This window comes from Clostridium puniceum (assembly GCF_002006345.1).
GTDB classification, from domain to species: domain Bacteria; phylum Bacillota; class Clostridia; order Clostridiales; family Clostridiaceae; genus Clostridium; species Clostridium puniceum.
Map to the genome: position 1 here is coordinate 47840 of NZ_LZZM01000089.1, position 22796 is coordinate 70635.

Genomic DNA, 22796 nt, shown 5'->3' on the forward strand with positions numbered 1-22796 from the left:
TAGATAAGAATAATTTAAAATTAAAAATTGCAGCAACTAAATATAATATTCATATAAAAAGAGATATGCCGCAATAAGTAATAGCTCTTGAAAGTTCTTATTACCTTTAAAATCTAAATTTAATATATGTAATATAATATGGGAAAAAATAACTTGGATAACTTTTTAATTACTACATAATCTACATTTAGAAAATAAATTATTATTAAAGAGGTGTTAATTATGGAAAGATTTTCAAAGGGTATGGTAGCAGGAATTTTAATTGGAGTAGCTGTTGAAATGGCCATGATGCCATACTATGATAGAAGGACACAAAGGACAATGAAAAGAGCAGGAAAAAGAATGAGAAATATGGCTGAATCTACTTACAATGGAATTCAAGATTGGATGAAATAAATATTTATTATTTTGAAAGACATGAATTTGATTTATAAAAAATCGAATTCATGTCTTTTATATTATAATAAAAAAATATTTTATGTTTATAAAATTTAGTATAAAAATGGATAAAAAAATTAAATTATATAAATTTTGGACAGCATTTATATTTTTATGCAGTTTTTTATGAATTTATGTTATAATTAAGAAAAATTATATTAAATTAATTAAATAATTTGTTGAATAGAGAAGGATTGAAGAAATGGAAATTCTATCATTAGGAGAAAAAATTAAAAGAAGAAGAAAACAATTAAATATGACCTTAAAAGATTTGGCGAAAGACAGAATAACTCCAGGACAAATAAGCTTGGTTGAGTCGGGTCGTTCTAATCCTTCAGTTGACTTATTAGAATATTTAGCTGATGCATTAAGTACATCGGTAGAATACTTGATGGAATCCGAAGAGAGTCAAGCTGAAAAAATTAGTCTTTATTATGAGCAAGTAGGTGAATCTTGTATTTTACAGGAAGATTATGAAAAAGGACAAAGATATACTGACAATGCATTATATTATTGTGAAAAGTATAACTTAGAATATAGAAAAGCAATGATATATTTTATAACTGCAAAGTCTTACATGTATAAAAAAGATTTTCCGATGGCACAAAAGTTTTTTTTATCAGCAAATGTGATTTTTATAAAAAATAATAATTATGAACAAATAATAAAAACTTTTTTAAATTTAGCTAATATAGCCTTAGAATTAAGAGCATATCATTCAGCAAGCAGTTATTTAAAGCAAGCTGAAAAAGTATATTTAGATAATAAAGTAGTAGATGATTTTTTAATGGGAGAAATACATTATAATATGGCTAGAACATATTATGATATAGAAGAATTAGATTCTGCATTAGAATATTCGTATTCAGCAAAAAAAAGATTTGAACAAATATACAATGATGAAGATTATGCAAATAATTTATTTTGTTTAGCAGAAGACTTCAATAAAAAAGGTGATTTATTAAATGCTATAAAATACTCAAAGAAAACGCTAGAAGTTTATAAAAAAATACAATATAACAAGAGTATAGTTAATATAGAACATAATTTAGGAAAATTATTTTATGAATTAGGTGATTTAGACGAATCAATTAAACACTATGAAATATCAAGAAATGTCAGTATTCAAAACCGCGTTGGTTATGTAAATGATATATTAATGGATATTTGCAAACATCATTTGAAACTAAAGAATACTGAACAATGCAGCAAGATATTAAAAAATATTGAAAACAGCGTTGAAGAAGAAGATGTTGATAGGAAGATTGAATGTAAACTAATCAAATATACCATGTTTAGTATTGATGAGAAAGTTGAACAAGCAGAAAGTGTTTTAATTGATACATACTTATTAGCAAAAAATAGTGGGCGATTAGCTAAAGCAGGAGAATTAGCTATGAGAGTTGGAAAATACTTTATAGACAAAAAAGAAGAAGAAGAAGCTTCATACTATTTAAATCAAGGAATAAAATTGTTTGATGAGGCAGAAAAGTTGAAAAATTAAAAGCAAAGGGGTGATGGATTTGGAAATACTGTCAACTGGTGAAAAAATAAAGAGAGCTAGAATATTTAAAGGAATTACATTGAAAGACCTTTGTGGAAACAAAATTTCAATTGCTAAAATGAGTTGTATAGAAAATGGGAAAATTAAGGCTGATAAAGAATTACTTGAATATATAGCAGAGAAAATTGAAATTGATTTAGATTATTTAATAGAAGATGTTTATGAGCAAATTTTAAGTAACTTAAACTTTATAAAAAAGAATATTTCATGTGATAATGATTCTGAAAATAAATTAAAAGATAATTTAAGTTATGCACTTAAATATAAATATTATGATTTAGCATTTGAATTAATACATATATTGTTTTCTTATTATGTGGAAGAAAACAAAGTTGAAAACATTCAATTAATAGTTTCTCAATATTATGATTTATATCAAAGAAATAATACAGAAGAAAATACAGTTATATACTTTAAGGATATGGCAAGATATCTTTCTCAAAATAGAGAATATATAGAGGCAATATCTTACTATAGTAAACTTAGAGAAATGTTTCAACAAAAAAAAGAAGGTTTTGATAGTGGAGAATATTGCTTGATAGGATATAATGAAGCCTTATGTTATCAAAATTTAAAAAAGTCAGAGGAAGCATATAGTATTTTATCAGAGATAATAGAATATGTTGATGCACTTAAAACTGATGAAAGTAAGGGGAAAATATATCATATCTATGCTACAGTGTGCATTAAGTTAAAGAAAGATTATGTTGATGAATATAAAAATAAAGCCTTTGAGTATCAAAAATATAATCCTATTTCAGTAGCCTTATCACATGGGAACTATGGAAAGTATTATTTTGAAGTAGGGGAAAAAGATAAAGCAATTATAGAATTACAAAAAGGAATAAAAATATTCCCAAGCGATAATATAGAAAAAAATGTAGAATTTCTAAATTATTGTACTAATATATTAATTAAAAATTTAGAGTATGATACAGCATATAAGATCACAGAAGAGGCCTTAAATATGGCAATCATTACAGATAATATAAAGTTAATTGAAAAGTCATATTACTTAAAGGGTTTAATTTTACAAAAAATGGATAAATGTGTTGAAGCCGAAAAATACATGAATTTATCTTTAGATTCACTATTTAAATTTGGTACAAGAGAAGAACGAAAAAGCAGGTATATAGATATGGGACACCTTTATTATAAGCTTGGTTCTACTACAGATTCTTTAAAATACTTCAATTTAGCATTAGCAGTAGATAAAAAAATATAATTAAATAATGCAAAATTAAAATAGAAGAATATTTGTTTATAATTTTAAACAAATATTCTTCTATTTTAATTTGAATCTTATGAGTATAAATAATAATTTTTATGTAATTGTAATTTATACTTATAAAATATAAATTAGCAATTACTTCGACTGTAAACTAAATTAAAATATATACTAATAAGAACTTATTCTTCTAATGAGCCATCTGCATACCCAAAGGAATCATTTTGAGGATCTACATTAAGAAAATAGTCCAATAAATCTTCAATACTAATAATTCCTATAATCTTCTCGCCTTCAACTACAGGCATAGCAATAATGTCATTTTTCCTTAAACGTTTAGCAATAGTAAATAGGTCTTCATCAGATTGAGCAACAATTACAGATTTTGACATAACCCATTCGACAGGACAACTAACATAATGACCAGGATGTACCATAAATCTATATATATCAGCTTTAACAACCATTCCTACGAGATTATTATCATTATCTACTACAGGCATACCATTTACATTAGATTTATTCATAAAATCTAAAGCCTTATCTATAGAATCATTTGTGTGAATTGTGTGAAAATCGTGCTTAAGAACAGAATTAATTTTCATAATATCACCTCTTTTAAAAATATAATATTTCCAATTGTACATGAATTACAGATTTGGATAAACATATAACTATATATACTACTATTTTACTACAGAATTATTAATTTTTAAACAAAAGTTTAATTAATAAAAAAATATTATAAAAAAATAAATATACTTTGACTTTCTTTGACCTATGTATTATTATATATATGAGAAGGAATTATTTAGGATATTAATAAAAAAGGTACTAAGTAGAACCAAGACTTGATAAAAAGTACACACATATAAAAAAAGTGCGAAGCACAATTAATATCTTTACACCTATAAAGAAAATGCGAAGTACAATTAGGAATTATCAACCACAAGTCAAACACATATAAAAGATTAAGAAGTATAATTAAGACTTTCGAGCACAACTAAAAGTGTATATTAATATTAATTTTGAGGAGGAATAATAATGAATATTGATAAAATGACTTTAAGAGTACAACAAGCTTTAAATGATGCAAATGTTACAGCAGTTAAGTTTAATCATCAACAAATAGATTTAATTCACCTTTTTTCTGCTCTTGTGGAACAAGATGATGGATTAGTACCAAATATTTTTACTAAGATGAGCATATCAGTAAAGAGTGTAAAAGATTCAATAAATAGAGAATTAGATTTGATGCCTAAGGTTTTAGGTGAAGGTGTTGGTAATGTATATATTAATAGAAAAGTAGAAGAAGTTTTAATTAAAGCTGAAGAAATTTCAAAGAAATTTGATGATTCATATGTTAGTGTTGAACATTTGATGCTTGCTATTATGGAAGTAGATAAGAGTAGTCCTGTTTCCAAAATATTAAAGCAATATAATATAAATAAAGATAATTTCTTAAAAATTCTTGCGGAGGTTAGAGGAAGTCAAAGAGTCGAAACACAGGATCCAGAAGGGACTTATGATGCATTAGCCAAGTATGGAACTAATTTAGTAGATCTTGCTAAAAAGCATAAGCTTGACCCTGTTATAGGAAGAGACGAAGAAATAAGAAGAACAATAAGAATTCTTTCTAGAAGAACAAAGAATAATCCTGTATTAATAGGTGAACCTGGTGTTGGTAAAACAGCAATTATTGAAGGGTTAGCTGAAAGAATAGTACGAGGAGATGTTCCAGAAGGGTTAAAGGATAAAATTATATTTTCCTTAGATATGGGAGCATTAATTGCTGGTGCAAAATATAGAGGCGAATTTGAAGAGAGGCTAAAGGCAGTTTTAAAAGAAGTTCAAAGTAGTGAAGGTAGAATCTTGCTATTTATAGATGAAATTCATACTATAGTTGGGGCTGGTAAGACTGATGGTGCTATGGATGCAGGTAATCTAATAAAACCATTACTTGCAAGAGGAGAGCTTCATTGCATTGGTGCTACGACCTTTGATGAATATAGAAAATATATTGAAAAAGATAAAGCACTAGAAAGAAGATTCCAACCAGTAATAATAGATGAGCCTACTGTTGAAGATACAATAGCTATTTTAAGAGGATTAAAGGAAAGATTTGAAATACATCATGGAATCAGAATTCATGATTCAGCAATAGTAGCGGCTGCAAAACTTTCTGATAGATATATTCAAGATAGATTTATGCCAGATAAAGCAATTGACTTAATTGATGAAGCTGGTGCTATGATAAGATCAGAAATTGATTCTCTTCCTACAGAACTCGATATTATAAGAAGAAAGATATTTAAGCTAGAAATTGAAAAGGAAGCTTTATCAAAGGAAAAGGATGAAGGATCAAAAAGCAGGTTAGAAGATATTGAAAAAGAACTTGCAGAGTTTAAAGAAGAAAATGATGAAATGACTGCAAAGTATACTAAGGAAAAAGAGCAAATTATAGCAATTAAGACTTTAAAGAGTGAATTAGACGACGCTAGAGGCGAAATCGAAATTGCTCAAAGGAATTTTGATTATAATAAGGTGGCTGAAATTCAATATAGTAAAATTCCTGCATTAGAAGAAGAGATTAAACAAAAGGAAATTGAATTAAAAGAAAATTATGAAGGTGCTTTGCTAAAAGAAGAAGTTACTGAAGAAGAAGTTTCACAAGTACTTTCTAAGTGGACTGGAATTCCTGTTACTAATTTACTTGAAGGTGAAAGAGAAAAACTCCTAAGATTAGAAAGTGAAATGGGTAAGAGAGTAATAGGACAGGATGAAGCAATTGAATCTGTTACAAATGCAATACTTAGAGCAAGAGCTGGACTTAAAGATATTAACAGACCAATAGGTTCATTTATATTCCTAGGACCTACTGGAGTTGGTAAAACAGAACTTGCAAAAACCTTAGCTAGAAATTTATTTGATTCAGAAGAAAATATAATTCGTATAGATATGTCTGAATATATGGAAAAGCATTCAGTATCTAGATTAGTTGGAGCGCCTCCAGGATATGTAGGTTATGATGAAGGTGGTCAATTGACAGAAGCTGTAAGAAGAAACCCTTATAGTGTAATTCTATTTGATGAAATTGAAAAAGCTCATGAGGATGTATTCAATATATTTCTTCAAATCCTTGATGATGGTAGATTAACAGATAATAAAGGTAAGACAGTAGATTTTAAAAATGCCATAATAATCATGACTTCAAATATTGGAAGTGAATATCTATTAGAAAACAAAAACGAAGAATATGTTGAAGAAGATATTAAGAGCAGAGTAATAAGTGTATTAAAATCAAGGTTTAAACCAGAATTCTTAAACAGAGTAGATGATATCATAATGTTCAAACCATTATCAGAAGTTGGTATTAAGAAAATAATTGATATATTCTTAGGTGAGGTAGGAAAGAGATTAAAGGATAAGAATATAGAAATAGAGGTTACAGATGAAGCTAAAACAATAATGGCAAGAGAAGGTTATGATGTAGTATATGGAGCAAGACCACTTAAGAGATATATTCAAAATACATTAGAAAATAGACTTGCTAGAATGATAATAAAAGGAGAATTAAATTATGGCTCAAAGGTTAGAATTCATGGAGTAGATGAGGAAATTCTTATAACATCCGTTACATTACCAATTAAATAATTATAAAACAATTGGTAGAAATTCAGAAAAGGCTTTTATAAACAAAATCATGCATTTTAATAGTATAAAATACTATTAATTTTGATACAAATATCACTAATATATTTTAAAAGATAATGTATACAAAAATGCATACATTATCTAAATGAAACTAAAGAATTAAAATAGTAATAAATAATAAAAAGATAGGCAGTTTTATATTTTGTTGCCTATCTTATTTTAATTAAAATTTATTATTTTTTTGTTTTTAAAATTGCTATTATAACAGGTACTGAAATTACAGCACTTACTATAGCTTCTGGAATTCCGTTTGTAGCACCTATAGTTGCAATTGCAGCACCAGCAGTTTCAGGTTTTATTTTAAGGATGGCTGAATACTTTTCTAAATAAAATACATAAGTAAAACCTAAAACACCTATTGTATTGATTAAAGTAGCACATATTGATGCTATGGCAATGCTAATACTTTGATTTTTAAATTTTGTCTTAATAAGCTTGTACACATAATATGCTACAAGTCCAATTAAAATTCTAGGTACTAATGCTATTATAGGATTCCAAAAAATAAATGATGTTGGCCCAGGTGCTGTAAAGTTTTGATACATTGAAAATAAACCAAAAACTAATCCAACTGCAGCACCAACTACAGGCCCTTCAACGATTGCACCTATTATAACAGGAATATGCATTATAGTAGCTCTTACAGGTGGAATTGGAATAAATCCAAGACCAGTTAATCCTAAGAAAATTGAAATTGCAGAAAGCATTCCAACCATTGCTATTTGTCTCACTGAAAATCTTGTTTTAACATAATTTCTTTCCATGAAAATACCTCCGTTCTTACTCCTTAATAATGGATATAATTCGGAAAAATCTATAATAATATATGAATTTCCGTTCAGCTTCCAAAGGAATACCGACAAATAGTATTTTAACACTTTTAAAAAAATGTTCAACAATATTTTAAAGGTGAGAATAAAATTGTTTTTGTTAATATTGGTTAGGATTGTTATATAAGTCTTGTTTATCAGGCATTATAACTGCAAATATAAAATAAATCACAACACTAATTGGGAGAAATTCTATGCTGAGCAATACAAATAATATTCTAACTAAAGTAACATCACCATTAATATAATCAGAAAAACCAACAAGTACACCAGAAATTTTTTTTCTTGAAGTATCTTTATATAATCTTTTTTTTTCTAACATTATAACCACCATCCATGTTTTTTATTTATGTAATTTTTACTATTTATTTTCTAAGATAAATTATAAATATTTAAGTTATAGCTAATTTTCAATAGTCTTATTAATATTATTATAAATGAGAATTTAAAATTTGATAGTAGGTTTAATCTATCTTTATATAATAATAAGAAAATCATAAGATATTTAAGGATTAATTCACTTGTGCTATGAATTTAAAAAATAAGATTCAAATTCTAAAAATTTGTTTATAAATAATTGAAATATTAGAAATAAAGTGGTAATATGGAGTTGTTATGAAAACTAAATATAAAAAGGCTAGGGGTGCCAATTTAAATTGGCTGAGAGAAGCTATACTTGCTTTAACTCTTTTAACCTGATGTGGCTAATACCACCGTAGGGAAGCAATAAGTAAATTTAAATTATTTATTAAGTCATTAATAAATAGTAATATGAATTTTGTAGGACTTGCCTTTATGGTGAGTCCTTTTTTACATGTTTTTTTAAGGTGAAAAGATGGAGCTATATAATTTAGTTTGATTATAAAAATTTTAAGAAAGAGGTGAAGAAAGTGATAGTAAATGGTAAAAAAATGGAACTTGGAAATAAAAAAGTAGTTAGCGATCTTATAAAGGAACTTAACTTAAATTCAGATAGACTTGTAGTTGAGATAGATAAAGAAATAATAACTAAAGAAGATTTTGAAAATCGTGAACTTAAAGAAAGTAATATCATTGAAGTTATAAGTTTCGTTGGTGGAGGCTGATTTCAAATATTTTAGAAGGAGGATTTTAGTTGAGAATTTTAGTAAATGAAAAAGAAGTATCTGTAGAAGATGAAAGGACAGCATTTAGTATTAGAGAAAATTTTAAATGTGACGCAGACATATTAATTTTAAATGGGTTTCCAATAAAACAAGACTACGTTTTAAAAGCTGGGGATAAGCTTACATTAATAAAGAGAGGAGAAATTCCTAGAAAAGAGGAGCTTGAAGCCTTAATGGTAAGCAGACATACTCCAAAGGTTCATGAAAAGGTAAAAAAAGCAAGAGTGGCTATTGCAGGGCTTGGAGGTCTTGGATCAACAGTTGCTTTAGCGCTTGGTAGAATTGGAGTTGGATATCTTAAAATAATTGATTTTGATGTAGTTGAACCTAGCAATTTAAATAGACAACAATATTTTATAAGACATATTGGAATGAAAAAGTGCGATGCATTAAAGGAGATACTTTCAGAAATCAATCCATTTATAGAGGTATGTAATGCAGATGTAAATGTTAATACAGATAACATTAAAGAATTATTTGAGGATATGGATATTGTGATTGAAGCTTTTGATGGAGCAGAAAATAAAGCGATGATAGTTAGAGAGGTTTTACTTCAAACTAATAAGCCAAAGATAATTTCTGCATCAGGTATGGCAGGATATTATTCTAATAATTTAATAGTTAGTAGAAAAGTGAATTCACGCTTTTATATTTGTGGAGATTTTGAAAACGAAGCAAAGGTGAATGAAGGTTTAATGGCACCTAGAGTCGGAATAGCAGCTTGTCATGAAGCAAATATGGCATTAAGGCTGATTTTAAATGAAAATCATGTTTAGTAATAAGTAAATTGTAAAGGGGAATTGTAAAGATGGTAGAAAATGATGTATTTAAAATAGGTGGAAAAGAGTTAAGTAGTAGATTATTTATAGGAACAGGTAAATATGGAAAAAATTCTGATTTGCCCAAGGTCATTGAAAACTGTGCAACTAATGTTGTAACTATGGCAGTAAGAAGAATTGATCTTGAAAATAAAGAGGAAGATGTTTTGGGATATATACCAAACAATATTACATTGCTCCCTAATACATCTGGAGCTAGAAATGCAGAAGAGGCTATAAGAATTGCAAGAATAGCAAAGGCTATGGGGTGTGGGAATTGGATTAAAATTGAAGTTATTTCTGATGCTAAATATCTTATTCCAGATAATTTAGAAACTTTAAAAGCTATTGAAGAGCTAGTAAAAGAAGGCTTTGTTGTACTTCCATATATGAGTCCAGATTTAATGATGGGAAAAAGAATGGCTGAAGCTGGAGCAGCAGCAGTGATGCCGTTAGGAGCACCTATTGGAAGTAATAGAGGAATTAGGACGAAGGAATTAATTGAAATTATGATTGATGAAATAGAAGTTCCTATTATTGTTGATGCTGGAATAGGTACTCCGTCAGATGCAGCGATGGCAATGGAAATTGGGGCATCAGCAGTATTAGTAAATACAGCAATTGCATCTTCAAAGGATCCAATTCAAATGGCAAGAGCATTTAAACTAGCTGTTGAAAGTGGAAGAATTGCATACCTTTCAGGTCTTGGAGCAAAACAGGAAATAGCATCATCATCATCTCCATTAACAGGATTTTTAGGCTAAGAGGTGAAAAAATGTATGAACAAAAGTATTTAGAAAATAGCGTATACCAATTTTTGAAGAAATATGATGAATTTGATTTTTATAGATTTTGGGATAATGTTACAAAGGATGATGTACTTAGAGTTTTATCTAAAAGAAATTTAGATGAAGAGGATTTATTAATATTGCTTTCTGAAACGGCAGAGGATTTTTTAGAAGAAATGGCACAAAAAGCACATAAGCTTACAGATCAATATTTTGGAAAGACAGTTTATTTATATACTCCAATGTATATAGCTAATTATTGTATAAATAGATGTGCTTATTGTGGATATAGTCATGATAATGTTATTTCTAGAAGGAAGCTGATAATGGAGGAAATTGCAGAGGAAGCTAAATCAATAAGTCAAGAAGGCTTTAAACAAATATTATTTCTAACAGGGGAATCTCCAAAGGATACGCCAGTTAGTTATGTAGCAGAAGCAGCAGGTGTTCTTAGAAGCTACTTCCCTTCAGTAGCGTTAGAAGTTTATCCTATGGATGAAGAAGAGTATAGACAAGTTGTGACAAAGGGAGTAGATTCCTTAACTGTATTTCAAGAAGTATATGATGAAGAAATTTATGGACAAGTCCATTTAGGTGGACCTAAGAAAAATTTTAGATATAGATTAGAAACTCCAGAAAGAGCTATAAGGGCAGGGGTAAGAAGTGTTAATATAGGGGCATTACTTGGTTTAAATGATTGGAGAATAGAAATGTTTAAAGAAGGGATTCATGGCTTATATTTAAAGAAGACTTTCCCAGAAGCGGAAGTTTGCTTCTCCTTTTCAAGAATAAGACCTTGTATTGGAGGATTTAGTGATATTATAGATGTTTCAGATAGAAACTTAGTTCAATGTATCGTAGCGATTAGAAATATGTTTCCTAATAGTGTACTTAATATTTCAACTAGAGAAGCAGAAGGGTTTAGAGATCATTTAATACCACTTGGCATAAATAAAATTTCAGCAGGGGTTTCAACATCTGTTGGTGGACATACCTTAAATAAAGAAGATGCAGGAGAAAGTCAATTTGACACAAATGACAAGAGAAGTACAACTCAGATAAAGCAAATGTTAAAAAATATAGGATATCAGCCTATATTTAAAGATTGGGAAAGTTTTGTTTAGTTAAAGATGCTAAGAGGTTTTATTTTATTAAGTTTAAATTTAATGAATAAGATCTCTTTAAAATTTAGGAGGTTAAATAATAAATTATGATTATAATAGGAATAACAAATAGAAACCTATGTATGGATTTTTATGGGCAGATAAGAAAGATAGCAAAATCAAAGTTAAATTATTTAATTATAAGGGAAAAAGATTTAAAAAATGAGAAGCTATTAAATCTTGCTTTGAAGGTAAAAGAAGAGTTAAAAGATACTAAAATAAAAATAATTGTTAACTCTAATATAGATGTGGCTAAAAAAATTGAAGCAGATGGAATTCAATTGTCTTTTAAGAATTTTATTGAAGTAAATAACAAGTTATACACAGAAAATGAAATATATTTGAAAAATATTGGGGATAATTTTCAGATTATAGGGGATAGTTATAAAATATATAAAACTATAGGGGTTTCGATTCATAGCTATGAAGAGGGAATTGAAGCATATAAATTAGGTGCTGATTATGTTATTTATGGGCATGTATTCAAATGTAGGTGTAAAAAAGGAATAATTCCAAGAGGTGTAAAAGAAATAAAAAGTCTTTCGGAAAGGATAAATATTCCAATAATTGGACTCGGAGGGATAGATGAAAATAATTTTAAAGAAGTATTAAATTCTGGTGCAAAAGGAATTGCAATAATGTCAAGTTTAATGAAAAGTCATGAGCCTAAGGAATTAATTAATAAATATAATAAAATTAAATAGTAGTAATAATAAAAATACTTGTAAATATTATGTGTTCATTATAAACTCTTTAAAGAAAGATATATTAAAGTTAAATTATTATTTTAGTGTTTATATAAATATCATTAAGATAGGAGAAGTTGAATAATGAGTACAATTGCAGGAAAAGGTTGCGCAAGAATTATACCTGATGGAGAGAAAAAAACATTATATGATATTGAAAGAAGTATTATTAAGACTTATAGAAAAGACATTTGGAGAAATTTTATAAAAGCTATTAAAGATTACAATATGATTGAAGAAGGAGATAAAATTGCAGTTGGTGTGTCTGGTGGAAAAGACAGTATACTTATGGCAAAGTTATTTCAAGAACTACAAAAACATGGGCAAGTTAATTTTGAAGTAGTATTTTTAGCTATGGATCCAGGATATCACCCAGATATAAAGAAGTTGTTAATAGAGAATTGTGAACATTTAAATATCCCCATTCATATTTACGAATCGGGCATTTTTGAAGTGGTTGATAGAATGGCTAAGGAATATCCTTGTTACTTATGTGCAAGAATGAGAAGAGGTTCACTTTATGCAAAAGCAAAAGAATTTGGCTGTAATAAACTTGCATTAGGACATCATTATAATGATGTGATTGAAACAACAATGTTGAATTTATTATATTCAGGCAATTTTAAAACAATGTTACCTAAATTTAAATCAAAGAATTTTGAAAATATAGAATTAATAAGACCGTTGTATTATATTGAAGAAGATTCTATAAGACGATTTATAAATAATAGTGGTATATGGCCGCTAAATTGCGCTTGTATGGTTGCAGCTGAGAAAATAGGCAATAAAAGATATGAAATCAAGGATTTAATTAAGGAATTAAAGAAAAATTTTAGTGGTGTAGAGAAATCTATATTTAGTGCCGCAGAAAATGTAAGCATAGATGGAATATTAGGCTGGCAAAAAGGGCAAACAAAATATTCATATTTAGATTTTTATGATGAAGAATAACCTAAGAAAATTAAGGGTATTTATTAATTTGGAAAAGTATGTTATATTAAAGTAAATTAGATATTTAAAAGGATGAAGATAAAATGACAAATGATTCAATAGAAATTATTGATCCAAATATATTATTAAGTATAATGAATACAAAATTAAGAGACCAATATGCTTCATTGGATGTTCTTTGTTATGATTTAGAAATAGAAAAAGAGGGTATTTTGAGAAGATTAGATAGTATTGGTTATACATACAATGAAAGCGAAAATCAATTTAAATAACTTCAATTTGTAGGTTAATTTAAAGTTAATTAAAAAGAATGGAGGATGATGTTATATGAATTTAAAAAAGACAGGCAAGATACTTACTGTTATGGCAGCAACAGCAGCTTTAATAGCATCCTTGGTAAAAGACAAAAAAACAAAAGACACAAATGAATAAAAATAAATTATAGCTTAGGTGAAGGATTGTAGGTATGATTAGGGAAGATTTTGAAGTCAAATATGAAGAAATATTAGATTGGTCAGATAATAATGGATTTACTATAATTTGGAATCAAGAAGAAAAGAAGCTAATAGTTGATAATAAAATTATGGACAGTATAGAAGGATATGATATTAATAATCAAACATTAGAACAATTTATGAATTTTGTTGATGATGAAGATAAGAAAAATATGCTTAGCTTTTTTTATCAAGATTTAAGCAAAAGTTATATAAATAGAGAACAGATACAACAGCGATATAAAGTAAAAGGTATTAGAGGTAATACAATCGAGTGTATTATTATTGGAAAAGCAATACAAAATAGAGAAAAGTATTATTTTGTTGGAACAAGTTATTTGTTTGGAAAATTAGATGAAGATTATAAAAATATAGATTCTTGGATGGGTAGCTGGAAAGAATCTATGGTTAATAAAACCGTAAATTCAATTATCCAAAGTGATAGAATTACAGGTTTGCCAGATAAATATTTTTTTAAGAATACAGTTACTAATTTGTTGAAAGATGTAGTTGAAGAGAATACAAGGGCAGCTATGATTATAATTAATTTGGATAACTTTAAATATGTAAACGACTCCTTTGGGCATGATTTTGGAGATTTATTATTAAAGGAAGTCAGTCATACAATATTAAAGGCAATTACACCTGATGTATTATTATCAAGATATAGTGGAAACACGTTCTTGTTATTTAAACCTAATATATCAGATATACATGAAGTAATAGCTTTATGCAACATTATAATTAAATCTTTTGAAAATCCTAATAGAGTAAGTGACAAAAAGATTTATGTAACAGCCAGCATAGGAATTGCTTTATCACCAGATCATGGAATAGATTATAATACTTTGTTAAAAAATGCAGATGCAGCAATGTATGAAGCTAAAAAGAATGGAAAGAATGAATGTGATTTTTTTAATGATAGTCTTTCACTGGAATTAAATAGGATTTATAGTTTACAAAAAGGATTAAGGACTGCAGTAGAAAATAACGAAATATATGTTATGTTTCAACCTAAAGTATCACTAGATGATTCTTTAGTTAATGGTTTTGAAGCACTTGCTAGATGGGAAAGTCATGAATTTGGGATAGTAAGTCCTGAAGAGTTTATTCCAATAGCAGAAAGTTCTAAAATGATAATTCCAATTGGAAAATTTATTTTAGAAGAAGTGTTTAAAAAGACCAAATGTCTTTTAAATGAAGGCAATGATAATTTTAAAATAGCAGTTAATTTATCAGAAATGCAGCTTAGAGACGATGTTATTTTATCGGACTTTAAAATGTTAATAAAGAAATACAGAATTAATCCTAAGTATATTGAAGTTGAAATTACTGAAAGTATGTTAATGAAATCTTTTGATAAGAATGTAAGAATTCTTGAAGAAATTAAGAATTTAGGCGTAAGCATAGCTTTAGATGATTTTGGAACAGGATATTCGTCATTGAATTATTTAACAAAGTTGCCTATAGATGTATTAAAAATAGATAGAAGTTTTTTAATTGACTTAATGAGTAATCCTAAAAATAAATGTATTGTGGAAAATATAATTAATTTGTCACATCAATTAGGTATAGAGGTTGTGGCAGAAGGTGTTGAAGATAGATTTCAAGTTGAATACTTAAAAATGATATTATGTGATGTTGTTCAAGGATATTATTTTAGTAAACCGCGAATGTTTAATCAAATAAAAAATACAATTGGAAAAGAACTCGAAAAAGGTATTGACAAATAAAAAAAATGAGTATAGTATAACATTATGAAGTAAATCCTATGAAAAGGGATAGTAATCATGATACAATGTCAAAGAGAGTTGAAGATGGTGAGATTTCAGCACAGTAGTTAATGATGAATGGGCCTTTGAGGAGCGATATGAAATCTTTGTGAGAGTAGTTTAGCCGTAAGTCGCACGTTATAGCGAATAAGATATTTTTTGTATCTGAAATGAGAGGCATTTTATGCAATCTAGGTGGCAACGCGGATAATCTCCGTCCTATTAATATAGGACGGAGTTTTTTTATTATCTAAAAATGGGGGCGTGATAGTTATGTTATGAAAGAAAGTGGTTTTTACATAGAATTAAGCAATAATAAATAATAAAGGGGAGTTCAATAATGAATACAAAAAAAATGGCGGCAAACGCAATATTAATAGCAGTAGGAGCAATATTACATCAACTTACACCAGGACTTGGAATACAATCGGATTTTTCATTAGCAATGTTATTTATAATAATAGTACTTAATAAAGATTACAAAACAGCATTAACATGTGGAATCATTATAGGAGTTTTTGCAGCACTTACAACTAAAACACCAGGTGGTCAATTACCTAATATTGTAGATAAACTTATAACAGCTAATTTAGTATATTTGATATTGATTCCATTAAGAAACAAAATGAACAAATTAACTCAGATGGCATTGGTATTACCTATAGGAACTTTAATAAGTGGAACAGCTTTTTTAACTTTATTAGCTGCAATTGTTGGATTACCAGCTGGAGCATCATTTGGAGTTTTATTTGCATCAGTAGTTATACCAACAATAGTTATAAATACATTTATAGGACTTGTATTATTTAAAATTGTTGAAAAAATAGCATCAACAAGTGGAGCGTATGCAATGGAATAAGAACTTATATAAATAAAGGACAGAGGCTATAATTAAAATTTTTAATATAGCCTCTCTTCTTTATTTATTATTACAATTTTTCATAAAGTGAAATTCTTCAGGAGTATTTTCATCAATTAATTTAAATTCATAACCATTAGATTTATAGTATTTAATTATATCAGGTAAGGCTTTTACAGAATTTTTACTCATATAAGCACAATGCATTAATAGTATTACACAATCCTTATTACTCTTAGAATTTTTAATAAATAAACTAGGAGCTGCATTAGGATGAGCACCATCACCACTATCAGTATTCCAATCATAAATCTTTAAATTATTTTTATGAAGTAAATCGACCATAGATTGAGAAATTTTATAACAATTATTGTTACAACCAAAAGGGAATCTTAATATATTTGGCTTAACTCCAATTATAGAGTTTATTGCATCCTGAGTTTCAAGCATTTCTTTTAAAAATGATTCATTAGAACTATAAAGACAATTTTTTTTATGACTCATACTATGAAGCCCAAGGGCATGACCTTCATCATGCATCTTTTTTATTAAATATTCTTGATTTTTTATTTGATTTCCTATTACAAAAAAAGTTGCAGGAACAGATTCATTTTTTAATATTTCTAAAATATCCTTGGTAACTTTACCAGCAGGACCGTCATCAAAAGTTAAATATATAATTTTTTGTTCAGAAGCATTAACGTTAAATGGTGTAGCGTTTTGTAAAAAAAATATGAGAATTATTAAAATAAAAGAGAAAGTTTTTTTGAAAAACTTTAAATTCATAAAATCACCTTCATAAATTTATTTTGTATAAAAATATTATGTCCAATAATTTAATTAATATCATTAAAAATTTATTGATATAATATACTTTGGCACTATGCTAAAATATGGTATAATTTAAATTATATTGATAATAATTAGATTCATGAGGAAAAGGGTTGAATGAATATTGAGAAATGTGAATAACAAATATCTAATAGAATATGAAATCACAATGGAAGAAAATTTCTCTAACTATTTAGTTACAGATCCAGAAAAAAATGAGAAGTATGTATTGTGTATTTTGAAAAATGATTTTACATATGAAAAAACAAGAGAATATTTATTGAGCAAATTTAAAACTATTAAAAATTTTAATTTTGATTATTTAACTAATATTATAAAAATTGAAATAATTTATAGTATTAATGGTATTAAATTAAGTAAACCTCAATATGGATATTTAATGGAATATGTTGAAACAAAAATAGATACAAAAAAATATCTTGAAAAATGCACTCCTTATAAAAAACTTGATATATTTATGGAATTATGTGCTGCAATTAATACATTAAATATCCAAGGATATGTATTTGATGATATTTTAATTAAAGATATAAAGTTAATACCTACTTCAAGGAATGATGTGAAGATTAAAATAAAAAATTTATTGCAAAATGAATTAAGTAAATTTAATTTACTCAATTCTGCTATAAATTTATTACCTTACCAATATAATATTGAAACTGGAGAAGAAGGAAATCTAAATAGAGATAATATAGAACAAATTATAAAATTATTCAATCAAATATTTACAGATGAAGATCTTGAAAATGAATTAAAAGAGTTGAATTATATTAAAAAAGTATATAATCAAGTGAAAACTATAAATAATTCATTTAAACTGCACTCATTTATAAAAGATATAAATGATAAGATGCATACAGATTATAAATATTTTACATCAAGTGCTTTAAATAAACTTCAAACTGATTTAGACATAATTGGTATGGAGGAAGAAATCAAAATAGTAGAAAAAAACTTTCAAAAGATATTAGAAAGTAAAGAAAGTTATAAGATTATAGGGTTCAATGGAGAAGATGGAAGTGGAAAGACTAGGCTTTTGGAAGAGTTAAGATATAGGATTGAAAATAAGTATTTTGAAGATATCTTATATGTGACCGATTTCATTGACAAAAATATATCAAAAGAAGATAGATATGAAAAGGTAATAAATTTTGTTCTTGAAAAGGTAGATAAGAATTTAAAGGATAAGTATGAAATTTATATAAAAAAATTTGTATCAATATTAATTAAAGAGAATCCTAGTAGGAGTGATAATAAACAAAAACTTCAACTTATTAATAGAATAGGAAAGTTTGTGAATGAATACACAATGAGTAAACCTTTTGTTATATTAATTGATGATTTACATCAAAGAAGTGAAGTCTTTAAATTGTTTATTAAGTATATTGCCTTCTTAGGACATAAGTTAGAAAATGTAATGATAATATTTTCTGCAAATGAAGAGAAGTATGATAAAAATTTTTTGAATTTTATAAAAGAGTTAAAAGAATTAGAACAATATGAAGAATATAAAATAAATTATTTTAATCAATATAATACAACTCAAATGATTAAAAGAATGCTTAACACAAATGAAGAAATAAGTAAGCTTTCATTAAGAATATATTCTGAAACTTTAGGAAATCCTCAATATATAAGTGGTGTAATAAAAGAATTATATGAAAATAAAGGTTTATATTTTAATGAAGATATAGGGCGATGGGAAAGTGATATCGATGGGAAAGATATTCTTATACCTAAAATATTAGAAAAACGATTAGAATTGAATATTACTACATTAAATGAAGATGAAATTGATATTTTAAAAAGATTATCAATTTTTGAAACTCCATTATCTGAAAAAATAATATTAAAATATATAATAACAGAATTGAAAGAGAGAAGAATTTATTTAAGTTTAAAATCAAAAGGATTTTTAGAGGATAAGATAAGTGATCAAGGTATTCTTGTAGGTTTTACAAATAATTTATTGAGAAATATATTATATTTAAAGCTTAAAGATAAAAATAAGATAGAATTACATTTTAAAGCGTCTGTTTTTCTTGAAGAAGTTTTATTTGAAACAGATTATTATATAGAAGAATTTTTAATCCATTTAGAAAGAGGTAAAAATTATAAAAAAGCATGTTTTTATACTCTAAAATATTCTAAGGTACAAGAACTGTTGGGAAATTTATCAAAATCAATAAAATACTATAAAAAAGCATTGAATTATGCTGATAATCCCAATATATGCAACATTGCTATAAATATAGCAAAGCTTTATGAAAAAAAATCGAAACATGAAAAAAGTTATGAATATTATGAAAAAGCTAATCAACTTGCAATACAAGATGACGAATTAGAAATTGAAATATATACACTTCTTGAAATGATAATTATAAAAATTAATGATATTACAGATATGAATACAGGAATAGATTATTCTTTAGGTTGTGTAAGAAGATTATTAGATAGAGTAAATTATCCTAAAGGAGAGGTTTTTTATTATTATGCTCTTGCCCTAAAGTATAGATTGGAATATAACCACAAATTAACATTGATTAATGCAGAAAAAGCATTAAATATTTGTGATGAAAATAAGATAAAAGAAGATGTATATGGATGGTTAAATATGACTATTGTAAATGTTAAGGTAAAAAGAGGTGACTATGAAGAAGCCAGAAGATTATGCTTAAATGCAAAGGATATTTTTATAAATAATAATAATATTAATGGAGAATTATCTAGCAAGTTATATTATGCATCAATTTGTAAAGAAGAAGGCCATTCCAATGAGACTATTCTAGAACAATATTTGGAAATTACCAAGTTGAGTAATAGAAATAAAGTATATAAGAAGGAAATACTAAGTTTAATTTATGTTTCTAAAATTTACAGTCAACAAAAGAAATACAAAGAAGCAGAAGAATATCTGTTAAGAGCATTAGAAAGAGAGAGAGAAGAAGGTTTAGAGGTATATTCCTTTAAGATTTGCAATCAACTTTGCTTATTATATATAAAATTAGGAAAGATAAATTTAGCAATAAAATATTATTATTTAACAAAGCAAATGCAAAAAGTAATTAAGTTATTAGAAGAGGAAGTTATTGATTCAAACTATACTTATGCTTTATATAATTTATTAATTTGTAATTATAATGTGGCATATGATTATTTGAAAAAAATATATACATTAAACTTAAATACTAAGAATTCTTACCATAAAATAATAATTTGCAATTATTATGAGGTTATGTTGTATAAATGCAAAAATGAAGATGACATAAAAAGAGTATATGAAAAATTAAATTGTAAATTTGAAGGAGTAAAAAATACTGAGCTTGAACTTGAGATTAGAATAAATGCAATTAAACGAATTTTATTATTGGGATATAAAAATTTTGCGAGAAAATTGTTTTTGAAACTTAAAGGATATCCCAAAGATTACAATATAGAAGGGATATATGTATATTTAGAGTTTAATTTTAGAGGCAAAAATTATTATAATTTCCTAATAAATAAGGCATTAAGGATATGTGCATATATGAATAATCAAGAACTCAAAGCAGATATATTTTCCATGATTGGCCAAAAGTATACTGAACTTAATTGTTATGCATTAGCTATGAATTATTATTATGAATCTATAGCATTACATATAGATATAATTAACTTATTACCAATAGATGACCAATTAACATATATAAATAATAGCAGTTTTTTAAAAACTCGTGAACAATTTTTAATATGTTTAAATAGTGACTTAAATATTAATGTAGAGTTTAAGAAATATAAAAATATAAAAATGAATAAGGAATTAGACGAATTATTTGAGGAATTAAATATAAAAAATATACTTGATAATGAAGCTATATTTAATTTAATACAAAATCTATATGAAGACTGCTATTATAACGATTTAAGTGATATATACAAAGTATTTGAGAGATTTTCTAGTGATACTATTAGTAATTTAGAAAATGTTATGAAGTACATGGCAAGACTCACACTAGCAGATAAGGCTATGATTGTCATGGAAAATAATGAGGGGGAAAATGATGTTATATGCACTTATAGAATTAGTGATAAAAATGAAATAAATAGATATTTCTCATTAAAAGTTGATTCAGATGAAGATATATTTGTTATTTCCAATAATGATGAAAAATTTTATCAATTAGATGATAAAGTATTAAAAGATGGAATAAAAGCCTGCATGTATATGAGAATTATAAACAGAGAAAAGCAGATTAATAGTAGTGGTGGAATAAATGCGAGATTAATTTTAATTACTAATAATGCGTTAAATTATATAAACTCTGAATCTAAGAAAATGGTAGAAAAATTGAAACCATTTTTAACATTTTTATTAGAAAAATATAATCTTACAATAAGTTCTACATTAGACAAGCTAACGGGTGTTTATAATAGAAAACATTTTGAAGAAGCATTACTTTTCTTATTAGATAGTGCAAGATTAGAAAAAACGGAATTTGCTGTAATAATGTTTGATGTTGATGATTTTAAAGGCGTAAATGACAGATATGGACACCAAACAGGAGATGAGGTTCTTATCAAATTAACTAAAGAAGTTAATAAGTGCATAAGTAAGAGCGATATTATAGGAAGATATGGGGGTGAAGAATTTATATTATTATTGCCAAATGTGAATAAAGAAAAAGCTATTAGTTTGGCTGAGAAAATTAGAGTTAATGTGGAAGAAGCAAAGATTTTGGGGGATAAGAGGAAGGTTACTATTAGTATTGGAGTAGCTATGAGTGCTTATGAATTTTTAAATAGTCAAGAAATAATAGAAAGAGCAGACCAAGCCTTATATAAAGCAAAAAATGAAGGGAAAAATAGATATGTCCTTTGGGAAAAATATTATGGAATAAGCACAAATACTAATAATGAGTTAACAGGAGTTTTATCTGGTAATGCTACAAAAGATTATAACTTGGCGGTAATACTTAAAGATGTAGCGAATATAGTTAAATATAAAGGTAGCAAAGAAGATAAAATTTATGAATTTATCTTAAAAGTCATGCAGATTATTGAATGTAAAACAGCTACGGCTTTTATTGTAAAACAGAAAAAGATAATTAATATGTATAGCAAATCGAGAGCTAAAGATGGCTGGTATGTAGTTGAAAAGTTTAATTTTAAGCTGATTTATGAAACAATTGAAGAAGAAAAAGGTAGGTATTTGATTGATTGGGATAGTATGGATAATTATAATCATTATGGTATTCCAGATTGGAAATCTGTTTGCATGACTCCAATAATATGTAATGGAGAAATTTTGGCTGTTTTGTATCTTTCTGTTTCAGTAAATAAGAGGGAATTTACTTTAAATGAATACAATTTATTAAATTGTTTTGCAGAAATAAGTGTCCCAATTTTTGATGGTATCTAAATTATAATCACGTAAAAGCCTATAATTCATAGTATA

18 protein-coding genes, 1 riboswitch and 1 other annotated feature are annotated in these 22796 nt (G+C 26.6%); of the genes, 14 read left to right on the forward strand and 4 right to left on the reverse strand.

What is annotated here, in order from left to right:
* Positions 1-222 precede the first annotated feature (222 nt).
* The 3 genes from CLPUN_RS26980 (at position 223) to CLPUN_RS06860 (ending at position 3227) form a co-directional block, all read left to right on the forward strand.
* The gene (locus tag CLPUN_RS26980) at positions 223-396 is read left to right on the forward strand and encodes a YtxH domain-containing protein (RefSeq protein WP_143328995.1); all 174 of its coding nucleotides are present in this window, start codon (positions 223-225) and stop codon (positions 394-396) included.
* Positions 397-640: 244 nt separating this feature from the next.
* Positions 641-1942, forward strand: a complete 1302-nt coding sequence (locus tag CLPUN_RS06855) for a helix-turn-helix transcriptional regulator (RefSeq protein ID WP_077846574.1) — start codon at positions 641-643, stop codon at positions 1940-1942.
* Between the two features lie 19 nt (positions 1943-1961).
* Positions 1962-3227: a helix-turn-helix domain-containing protein gene (locus CLPUN_RS06860; protein ID WP_077846575.1), complete on the forward strand. Its 1266-nt coding sequence runs from the start codon at positions 1962-1964 to the stop codon at positions 3225-3227.
* Between the two features lie 185 nt (positions 3228-3412).
* Here CLPUN_RS06860 and CLPUN_RS06865 read toward each other — a convergent pair whose 3' ends face one another.
* Positions 3413-3835, reverse strand: coding sequence for a CBS domain-containing protein (locus tag CLPUN_RS06865; RefSeq protein WP_077846576.1), 423 nt, complete (start codon positions 3833-3835; stop codon positions 3413-3415).
* Between the two features lie 439 nt (positions 3836-4274).
* Between CLPUN_RS06865 and clpB the strand changes: the two genes are divergently transcribed.
* Positions 4275-6884 carry an ATP-dependent chaperone ClpB gene (clpB, locus tag CLPUN_RS06870; RefSeq protein WP_077846577.1) on the forward strand — a complete coding sequence of 870 codons (2610 nt, stop codon included), beginning with the start codon at positions 4275-4277 and terminating at the stop codon, positions 6882-6884.
* A gap of 233 nt (positions 6885-7117) precedes the next feature.
* On the opposite strand, the gene CLPUN_RS06875 is transcribed toward clpB, so the two are convergent.
* Positions 7118-7708, reverse strand: a complete 591-nt coding sequence (locus CLPUN_RS06875) for an ECF transporter S component (protein WP_077846578.1) — start codon at positions 7706-7708, stop codon at positions 7118-7120.
* 166 nt (positions 7709-7874) lie between these two features.
* Positions 7875-8096 (reverse strand): PspC domain-containing protein, encoded by a 222-nt coding sequence (locus CLPUN_RS06880; RefSeq protein WP_077846579.1) that lies wholly within the window; start codon positions 8094-8096, stop codon positions 7875-7877.
* A gap of 307 nt (positions 8097-8403) precedes the next feature.
* Positions 8404-8513: riboswitch (TPP riboswitch) on the forward strand.
* Between the two features lie 151 nt (positions 8514-8664).
* Here CLPUN_RS06880 and thiS point away from each other — a divergent pair.
* From thiS to CLPUN_RS06925, 9 genes are all read left to right on the forward strand, one after another.
* Positions 8665-8859, forward strand: coding sequence for a sulfur carrier protein ThiS (gene thiS / locus CLPUN_RS06885; RefSeq protein ID WP_077846580.1), 195 nt, complete (start codon positions 8665-8667; stop codon positions 8857-8859).
* A gap of 29 nt (positions 8860-8888) precedes the next feature.
* On the forward strand, positions 8889-9695 hold the full coding sequence (gene thiF / locus CLPUN_RS06890; protein WP_077846581.1) for a sulfur carrier protein ThiS adenylyltransferase ThiF: 807 nt from the start codon (positions 8889-8891) through the stop codon (positions 9693-9695).
* Between the two features lie 32 nt (positions 9696-9727).
* Positions 9728-10501 carry a thiazole synthase gene (locus CLPUN_RS06895; protein ID WP_077846582.1) on the forward strand — a complete coding sequence of 258 codons (774 nt, stop codon included), beginning with the start codon at positions 9728-9730 and terminating at the stop codon, positions 10499-10501.
* Positions 10502-10512: 11 nt separating this feature from the next.
* Positions 10513-11649, forward strand: coding sequence for a 2-iminoacetate synthase ThiH (gene thiH, locus CLPUN_RS06900; RefSeq protein ID WP_077846583.1), 1137 nt, complete (start codon positions 10513-10515; stop codon positions 11647-11649).
* Between the two features lie 86 nt (positions 11650-11735).
* Positions 11736-12392 carry a thiamine phosphate synthase gene (locus tag CLPUN_RS06905; RefSeq protein ID WP_077846584.1) on the forward strand — a complete coding sequence of 219 codons (657 nt, stop codon included), beginning with the start codon at positions 11736-11738 and terminating at the stop codon, positions 12390-12392.
* A gap of 126 nt (positions 12393-12518) precedes the next feature.
* On the forward strand, positions 12519-13385 hold the full coding sequence (locus CLPUN_RS06910) for a tRNA 2-thiocytidine biosynthesis TtcA family protein (RefSeq protein WP_077846585.1): 867 nt from the start codon (positions 12519-12521) through the stop codon (positions 13383-13385).
* Between the two features lie 83 nt (positions 13386-13468).
* A complete protein-coding gene (locus CLPUN_RS06915) occupies positions 13469-13657 on the forward strand; it encodes a DUF4250 domain-containing protein (RefSeq protein ID WP_077846586.1) in 189 nt (62 codons plus the stop codon).
* A 194-nt stretch (positions 13658-13851) separates the two neighbouring features.
* Complete coding sequence (locus tag CLPUN_RS06920; protein WP_077846587.1) at positions 13852-15612, forward strand: putative bifunctional diguanylate cyclase/phosphodiesterase; 1761 nt, start codon at positions 13852-13854, stop codon at positions 15610-15612.
* A 29-nt stretch (positions 15613-15641) separates the two neighbouring features.
* Positions 15642-15876: a binding site (T-box leader), on the forward strand.
* Between the two features lie 115 nt (positions 15877-15991).
* Positions 15992-16510 (forward strand): tryptophan transporter, encoded by a 519-nt coding sequence (locus CLPUN_RS06925; protein WP_077846588.1) that lies wholly within the window; start codon positions 15992-15994, stop codon positions 16508-16510.
* 60 nt (positions 16511-16570) lie between these two features.
* Here CLPUN_RS06925 and CLPUN_RS06930 read toward each other — a convergent pair whose 3' ends face one another.
* Positions 16571-17296: a polysaccharide deacetylase family protein gene (locus CLPUN_RS06930; RefSeq protein WP_077846589.1), complete on the reverse strand. Its 726-nt coding sequence runs from the start codon at positions 17294-17296 to the stop codon at positions 16571-16573.
* Between the two features lie 214 nt (positions 17297-17510).
* On the opposite strand from CLPUN_RS06930, the gene CLPUN_RS06935 reads away from it, so the two are divergent.
* Positions 17511-22760 (forward strand): diguanylate cyclase, encoded by a 5250-nt coding sequence (locus CLPUN_RS06935; RefSeq protein ID WP_242954068.1) that lies wholly within the window; start codon positions 17511-17513, stop codon positions 22758-22760.
* Positions 22761-22796 lie beyond the last annotated feature (36 nt).